This window comes from Microcoleus sp. EPA2 (assembly GCA_020882975.1).
Lineage (GTDB): Bacteria > Cyanobacteriota > Cyanobacteriia > Cyanobacteriales > Microcoleaceae > Microcoleus.
In genome coordinates this window covers 1-7,576 of record JAHRFD010000067.1, presented here as the reverse complement: position 1 = coordinate 7,576, position 7,576 = coordinate 1, and the positions used below count along the sequence as shown (strand labels likewise).

At 45.8% G+C, this 7,576-nt stretch carries 4 protein-coding genes and 1 pseudogene; 4 read left to right on the top strand and 1 reads right to left on the bottom strand.

Going from position 1 to position 7,576, the window contains the following annotated elements; genetic code table 11:
- Positions 1-136, bottom strand: a pseudogene (locus AAFP14_RS26530) (photosystem II D2 protein (photosystem q(a) protein)); the annotation flags it as partial.
- A 291-nt stretch (positions 137-427) separates the two neighbouring features.
- Between AAFP14_RS26530 and AAFP14_RS26525 the strand changes: the two are divergent.
- The 4 genes from AAFP14_RS26525 (at position 428) to AAFP14_RS26510 (ending at position 7,454) form a co-directional block, all read left to right on the top strand.
- Positions 428-700 (top strand): UPF0367 protein family, encoded by a 273-nt coding sequence (locus tag AAFP14_RS26525; protein WP_340525463.1) that lies wholly within the window; start codon positions 428-430, stop codon positions 698-700.
- Positions 697-1,395, top strand: coding sequence for an energy-coupling factor ABC transporter ATP-binding protein (locus tag AAFP14_RS26520; RefSeq protein ID WP_341735147.1), 699 nt, complete (start codon positions 697-699; stop codon positions 1,393-1,395). Before AAFP14_RS26525 ends, AAFP14_RS26520 begins: the two co-directional genes overlap by 4 nt.
- Before the next feature lie 292 nt (positions 1,396-1,687).
- Positions 1,688-4,444 carry a Vgb family protein gene (locus tag AAFP14_RS26515; protein ID WP_341735146.1) on the top strand — a complete coding sequence of 919 codons (2,757 nt, stop codon included), beginning with the start codon at positions 1,688-1,690 and terminating at the stop codon, positions 4,442-4,444.
- Between the two features lie 202 nt (positions 4,445-4,646).
- Positions 4,647-7,454: a PAS domain S-box protein gene (locus AAFP14_RS26510; protein WP_341735145.1), complete on the top strand. Its 2,808-nt coding sequence runs from the start codon at positions 4,647-4,649 to the stop codon at positions 7,452-7,454.
- Positions 7,455-7,576: the final 122 nt, after the last annotated feature.

Below are 7,576 nucleotides of genomic sequence, written 5' to 3'. Positions count from 1 at the left end.
CGATGGCCATATAGGCGCAGGGGAATAGCAGGATGCCAGACCAGCCTACGAAGACGAAGCGATCGCGTTTGAGCCAGTCGTCGAGTACATCAAAGATGCCTCGTTCGTTCTGGGCGCGTCCGACTGCAATTGTCATTACGCAAATCTCCAAATTGATATAATTACAACGGACAAGTTTCTATTCTTTATTTTCCAAGTCTTGCTGCTTAGCAGAAAATGACATGGATTATGAACAGACTTTACTTTTCTTTACCGTAATCCAGATTATAAGGGTAATTCTTTACAAGAGCAAGTATTTCTTCTGGATTTTCCCGATCTTCTCTCTGGGCTTCACATCCCGGCAGTTGTCCTTGGTGTTTCCATGGCTCAGGGGACTCCTACTATATATACTGAAGAGAGAGCTCCAAACTTAAATTGTTAAGACTATATGTTCAGCATTGACATGATTGTGAAGAACACCCCCGTCTCCCTGTCGGTGCAGCGGAAGTCCGCGGAGGACGCTGAGGCTGTTTACCAGCAGGTTGTAGAGGCGATTCGTAACTCCCAACCCCAAATTTTGGAACTCACCTGCGAGAAAAATCCTGAGAAAAAAGTGGCTGTGCTCAGTAGCGAGATTTCTGGGGTGATCGTCTCTCAGAAATCGGGGGCTGCTTCTACAGGGAGAGCACCGGGTTTTGTCTCGATGGCTGTAGCAGAATGAGGGCAGGGGGTGCTGGTGGCGATCGCACTTCGTTAGCCGTTGCGGTGCGGGATTTGGGTTTTTGCTGGCCTTCGGGCGATCGAGTGTTGCAAAGTTGCTCTCTCGATGTACCCAAGGGCGAGTTTTGGATGCTCTTGGGTACTAATGGCAGTGGCAAATCTACCTTGCTGAGGCTGATGGCTGGGCTGCTGCACCCCCAGTTTGGGGAAATCGATCTGAGTGGAAGGGTGGGTTTTGTCTTCCAAAACCCCGATCACCAACTGGTGATGCCTACAGTTGGTGCAGATGTGGCTTTTGGTTTGGTGGAAGAACAGTTATCTAATATTCAGGTGCGGGCTAGGGTGGCGGAGGCTTTGGAGGCTGTGAATTTGTTGGAGTTGCAGCGACGGCCGATTTATGCTTTGAGTGGTGGGCAGAAACAGCGAATTGCTCTGGCTGGAGCGATCGCCCGTCACTGTGAAATTCTACTATTGGATGAACCGACGGCTTTGTTAGATCCTGATTCTCAGTTGGATTTGGTGGCGGCGGTGCAGCGTTTGGTGAAAAATCGCGGAATTACGGCTTTGTGGGTGACTCACCGTTTGGATGAGTTGAATTATTGTGATGGGGCTTTTTTGTTGGAAAAGGGCCAAGTGGTCGATCGCGGAGATCCAGCCCGTTTGAAGCAGCGCTTGATGCAAAATCAAGATGTTTAGCTGTGGGTGAATCATTTCTCTAAATTGATAATAGGTTCGGTATCCCCCGATGGCAGATTTGGTTGAGGTTGTGGAAACTTCAACCAATTTGTCATGGGCAAAATAGTCGATCGCGATCGACTCTTATGTTGCTATTATAGGAAAATCCAGTTTAATGTTGTGCCTGATTGGAAACAAAAGATCGCCCTTAGTTTCAGCCGTCACAAGGCGATTTTTGTACTGAGCACTTTTATTACAGAATCAGGATGTAGCTGCTGTTTAATTTAGTGTAGTGAGAGTGGAATTAGAGCTTATGTTAAATACAGCAAAACTTTTTGAAGAAAACGCAATTCAGCGAAATACAGCGCTTTTCTCAGCGGAAATTCCCGACTTATTTGGTAGCAAGTTCGATCGCCTTAATCCGACAAAAAACATGGCTGCGGGCGATACCAATGTTTTATTTGATACCAGCTATGATTTGCCTCAAACATCAAATATGGGTGTGGGCGCAACTGATAGTGCGATCGACCTTTTTGACAAAATCACCGATTTCGGAACCCTGGAAACACGAGACAACAATCTCAAATTTGATGGTAGTTTCCCCTCATCGCCAGATATCGCCCGTCAAGTTGAGCGAGACGAACTTACAGGCATAGATTTTGCCGTTAGCGATGCAGCCAGTAATCCAGAGCGATTGGCAACTAGAACTGCTGCCCCATTCCCTTCAGAAAACTGGGCTTTCAACTTTAAAAATTATACCATCGACCACCAAGGTTTAAACACCTTAAATATCAAAGTTGATTACGAACTAAAACCGGGAATCACCAAACAAGAATATCCCGATTTTGTGCCAATTTATAAAAGCATTGATAACTTCCTAGTCAACTATCCCAATGAAACGGATGCTTGGGAAACTATTAACAAGAATTTGAGCCAAAAAGTGCTAGATGAAAATCCAGCACTCACCAATGTTACCCTGCAACTGGAAATTTTGCCAACGGACAGATTGCCCTACGATCGCGCCAGCACAGTTTTCCGCAGTCGTTCGGGCCAAATCCAAGAAGACTTTGATTTTTATTTGCAAAACTACGCAATTAATCACCAAGGCTTAAACAAACTTAACCTAGATGTAAATTACCAGTATAAGTCTGGAATTACCCCAGCAGAATATCCAGATTTTGTGCCAATTTACAAAGGGATTGATAAGTTTTTAACTAACTATCCAAACGAGACAGATTTTTGGGAAATTGTCAATAAAAAATTAACCCAAAATATCCTGCTCGAAAATCCTGCCCTAGCTGCGATCGATATCAATTTGAACGTTTTGCCCAGCCAAAACATACCCTACAGCCGCACCAGTAAAGTTACCCGCACTCAACCCACTAATCCTCAAGGAACTTTCCTTGTGGGTAATACAAGGGGCAATAATGTACTCCGCTTTGATGGCAAAACAGGGAATTTGGTAGACGAATTTATTCCAGCAGCAAGTGGTGGCTTGTTCAGACCAGATACGGTCATCTTTGGGCCCGATGGCAACGGCGATGGCAAGTCGGATATTTACATTGCTAGCGGTGACAAACCAGCAAAATCGGGAGAAATTGGAGCATCGGCTGTATTGCGCTATGACGGAATTACTGGTGCATTTATTGACCGATTTGTTGGCGACAATCCCAACACTACGACTGATGAAAGTGGTGGATTGTCTCGTCCTTATGGTTTAGCTTTTGGTCCTGATGGTAATTTTTATGTCAGCAGTTTTTTGACTGACCAAATTCTCCGCTATAATGGCAAAACTGGGCAGTTTATTGATGTATTTGCTACGGGAAATCAGCAAGCGGGAGGATTGAATGGTCCTAATGGTTTGGTATTCGACCCTGATGGTAATTTGTACGTGACAACTCAGGGGAGTGTGGCTAAAAATGGTCAGGCAGATTTTAGCGATAATTTCCTGAGTCAGGTACTCCGCTATAACCTAGAAACTAAGCAGTTTAGTATTTTTGCTTCACCGGATGTTTCGCCTAGAAGTCAGGGGTTTGTGAGTCTTTTGGGAATGGCGATCGGACCTAATGATGACGACCTTTATGTGAGTGATTTTGCTAACGATATCCGGCGTTACAAATTAAAAACGGGAGAATTAGTCAAGGTTTTATCTACTAATTATACTGATACATTGCCCAGTAGCAATTATGTGGGTAGTTTGGCATTTTCCCCTAGTGGCAATTTGTTTGCCGTTGGCTTTGACAACCGCGCTAATGCTAATAATGCCGGGGCTGTGTTGCGGTACAATGGCAATACAGGTGAGCCTCTGCCCATTACCGGGAATCTTGGTTCTGGCAACAATTCTATTTTTGTTCCTCCCGATAGTAAACTACAGCGTCCAGTGGGGATTGCATTCTTTCCTACCGATGCTCAATTGACCGAGAAGTGGAATTTTACAGTCCCAAATTACCCCATTAATCATCAAGGGCTGAACAACCTGAATATTGATGTCAATTACCAGTACCAAAATGGGATTCAAAATTTTCAGTATCCCGATTTTGTGCCAATTTACAAAAGTATTGACAATTTGTTGGTTAACTACCCCAATGAAACGGATTTTTGGGAAGTAATTAACAAAAATGTTACCCAAAAAGTGCTAGGGGAAAATCCATCACTTTCCTCGGTAACAGTGAATTTGGATGTGTTGCCGACCAACCGATTACCCTACGACCGCAGCAGTACGGTAACTAGGACTCAAGATGGTAAATTATCGGAGGCTTGGGATTTCCAGTTGGCTAATTACTCCATCGACCATCAGGGCTTAAACAACCTAAATATTGATGTCAAGTATCAGTACAAACCAGGAATTACTACGGCTGAATATCCTGACTTTGTGCCGATTTATCGCAGCATCGACAATTTTTTGGCTAGTTACCCTAACGAAACTGATTTTTGGGAAGTTGTGAATAAAAAGTTGACTAAAAAGGTGCTAGCTGAAAATCCAGCTTTGGATTCGCTACAAATCAGTCTTGAGGTTTTGCCCACGAATCGATTGCCTTATGAACGAGCTAGTATTGTATCGATCGCCTAGGAAGTAATTTGATAAGATTGAAAAACCTGGTTTCTCAGCTTGGGAGGCGATATTCGACTGAAAATGCTGGAAATCTGGTTTTTTACTTAAAAAAAGCATAAATATCTATCTTGCGATAGATATTTGTCTAATCAGATGAAATAAAACACAAACGGTTAATCTTGTGAATTTTGGCAAGATCAAACTACTCCCGGAGGCTAGGGTGAAAACGCTAAATATCCTCTTATTAGAAGACTCTAACTTGGATGCTGAATTGATCCAGGCTTATCTATTAGATGGTGGTCTAGATTTTTCTCTGTTGTGCGTGCAAACACGGGCAGACTTTGTGGGGGCACTGGAAAATAATTGCTATGACCTGATTTTGGCAGATTATATGCTGCCAGAGTTTAATGGACTAGAGGCCCTGGAAATAGCCCGTGGTATTTGTCCGGGATTGCCGTTTATTTTTGTATCGGCTACTTTGGGTGAGGAGTTGGCGATCGAAATTTTGAAAAATGGGGCTACAGATTATGTGGTCAAACGCAGTTTGACGCGCCTAGTACCGTCTATTCAGCGGGCATTGCGGGAAGTTAAAGAAAGACTCGATCGCAAACTTGCCGAAGTACACCGCCAAGAAAGCGAAGACCGGTTTCGGATGATGGCAGATACCGCACCGGTCATGATTTGGATGTCTGGTATCGACAAAGTTTGCAATTACTTTAATCAAGTTTGGCTGGATTTTACGGGCCGAAGTTTGGCCTCCGTCATGGACTGGGGCTGGAAAGAATCGGTACACCCGGAGGATTTGCAGTATTGTTTAGATACTTATGGGAATGCTTTTGACGCGCGAAATGAGTTTCGGATGGAATTTCGTCTGAGACGCTATGATGGCGATTACCGCTGGATTTTGGCGACGGGCTTACCGCGGTATAGGCCCGATCGCACTTTTGCAGGTTACATCGGTTCTTGCATTGATATTAGCGATCGCAAACTAGCAGAACAAGAACGCGCCGTCGCCTTTGAACGGGAACAAGCAGCCCGATTGCAAGCAGAAGAAACCGCAAAAGCTCTACAAGCAGCCAAGGATGGAATTAGTAATATTCTCGAAAGTATTACCGACGCTTTTTTTGCTGTCGATTGCGACTGGAATTACACCTATGTCAACCGGAAAGCAGAGGAGATTTTAGGCAAGTCTCAAGCTGAGTTGATCGGAAAAAGTATGCTGGATGTGGTTCATCATCTACAGGATTTAGAAAGTTACAAAATGGCTGACCAAGCCATGTCAGAAAAAGTAACAATCGAATACGAAGCATTTAACGCATCTGTAAATAAGTGGTTTAACGTGCGATTTTATCCGTCGGATTCGGGTTTGTCGGCTTATTTCCAAGATATTAGCGCCCGCAAGCAAGCAGAAGCCGCACTCCAAGCTAGCGAGGAAAAACTCAGGTGTTTAGCAGAAGCTAACTTGATGGGAATTCTGTTCGGTAATATCCACGGTGCCATTACCGAGGCTAACGACGAATTTTTGCGGATGGTGGGGTACAGTCGGGAACATTTGCAACGTGGGGAAATGCGGTGGATTGATATGACACCTGTGGAGTATCTACCCTTGGATGCGATCGGCATGGCAGAGGCAAAAGCCACGGGGGTTTGCACTCCTTACGAAAAGGAATATGTGCGCCCAGATGGTAGCCGGATTCCGGTGTTGGTGGGGTATATTTTGTTGGGTGAAAAACGGGAAGAATCTGTTGCTTTCATTCTCGATTTGAGCGAGCGCAAACGATTAGAAAAAGAACTTCAGGAACGAGCGGAGGAATTAGAGATCCTGAACCGAATTAAAGATGAGTTTCTCGCAACTTTGTCCCACGAATTGCGGACACCGTTAAATGCGATGCTGGGATGGACGCAACTGCTACGTTATCGCAAGTTTGATGAAAATACTACGGTGAGAGCTTTGGAAACCATCGATCGCAATACGAGGTCTTTGGGAACACTAATCGAGGATTTGTTGGACGTATCGCAGATTATTACGGGTCAATTATCGCTGAATTTGCGGTGGGTGGATGTGCTGGCAAATGTTGAGGCGGCCATTGAAACTCTGGCAACTGCGGCCAGAGCCAAAAATATTCAAATTGTCACGGAATTTGACCAGACTTCGGTGCGGATATTTGGAGATTCGGGGCGCTTGCAGCAGGTGGTGTGGAATTTGCTCTCCAATGCAATTAAGTTTACTCCTGCTCAAGGACAGGTGAAGGTGGGGGTGCGGCAGGTGGAGGGTGATATTTCCCCTCATTTAGCATCTGGGGGCAAATTGTCCTCAGCTAGGGTGGAAATTGAGGTGAGCGATACGGGAGAGGGTATCAGTGCGGAGTTTCTGCCCCATGTTTTCGATCGCTTCAGTCAAGCGGACACCTCTGCGACTCGATCGTACAACGGATTGGGTATGGGGTTGGCGATCGTCCGCCATGTGGTGGAAATGCACGGGGGGACAGTGCAAGCGGAATCTGCCGGGAAGGGAAAAGGAGCGAAGTTTGTGGTGAAGTTGCCCATGCAACAGGGCGAGGGTGGATTTTCTGCGCCTGGGGCTGGGGAGTTTGTGAGTAGAGAAAAAAGGTCGATCGCACCTAGAAAGGAGTGTTCTTTTAAGATCGATCTTTCTGGCCTGTGGGTGTTGGTGGCCGATAATGACGAGGATTCCTTGGATTTTGCGCGGATGGTGCTCGAAGAATGCGGGGCCGAGGTGGAGACTGCTGTCTCGGCATGGGAGGCTCTAGAGGCGATTAAAAGGCGATCGCCGGATGTATTTGTCAGCGATCTAGGAATGCCGATGGCACACGGAAAAGATTTGATTGGGCAAGTCAGAACCATGTGTGGTGCAACGGAAGTTCCAGCGGTGGCTTTGACCGCCTATGGTAGGGTGGAAGAACGGGTGCGGGCGCTAAGGCTGGGTTTTCAAATTCATCTGCCTAAGCCGATCGATCCTGTGGAGTTGGTGGTAACAGTGGCAAGTTTAGCGAGTCGAGTTAATTGACATACTCCCCGGCGTGAACGCGCGGGGATTCTTGACACTTCACGGAGATGTGCCACAAGTGGTCTTACCTTCTCTCTGTGTCCGAAAGCGAGTCGTGGCAATGCCCTATCCCGACTTTGTTT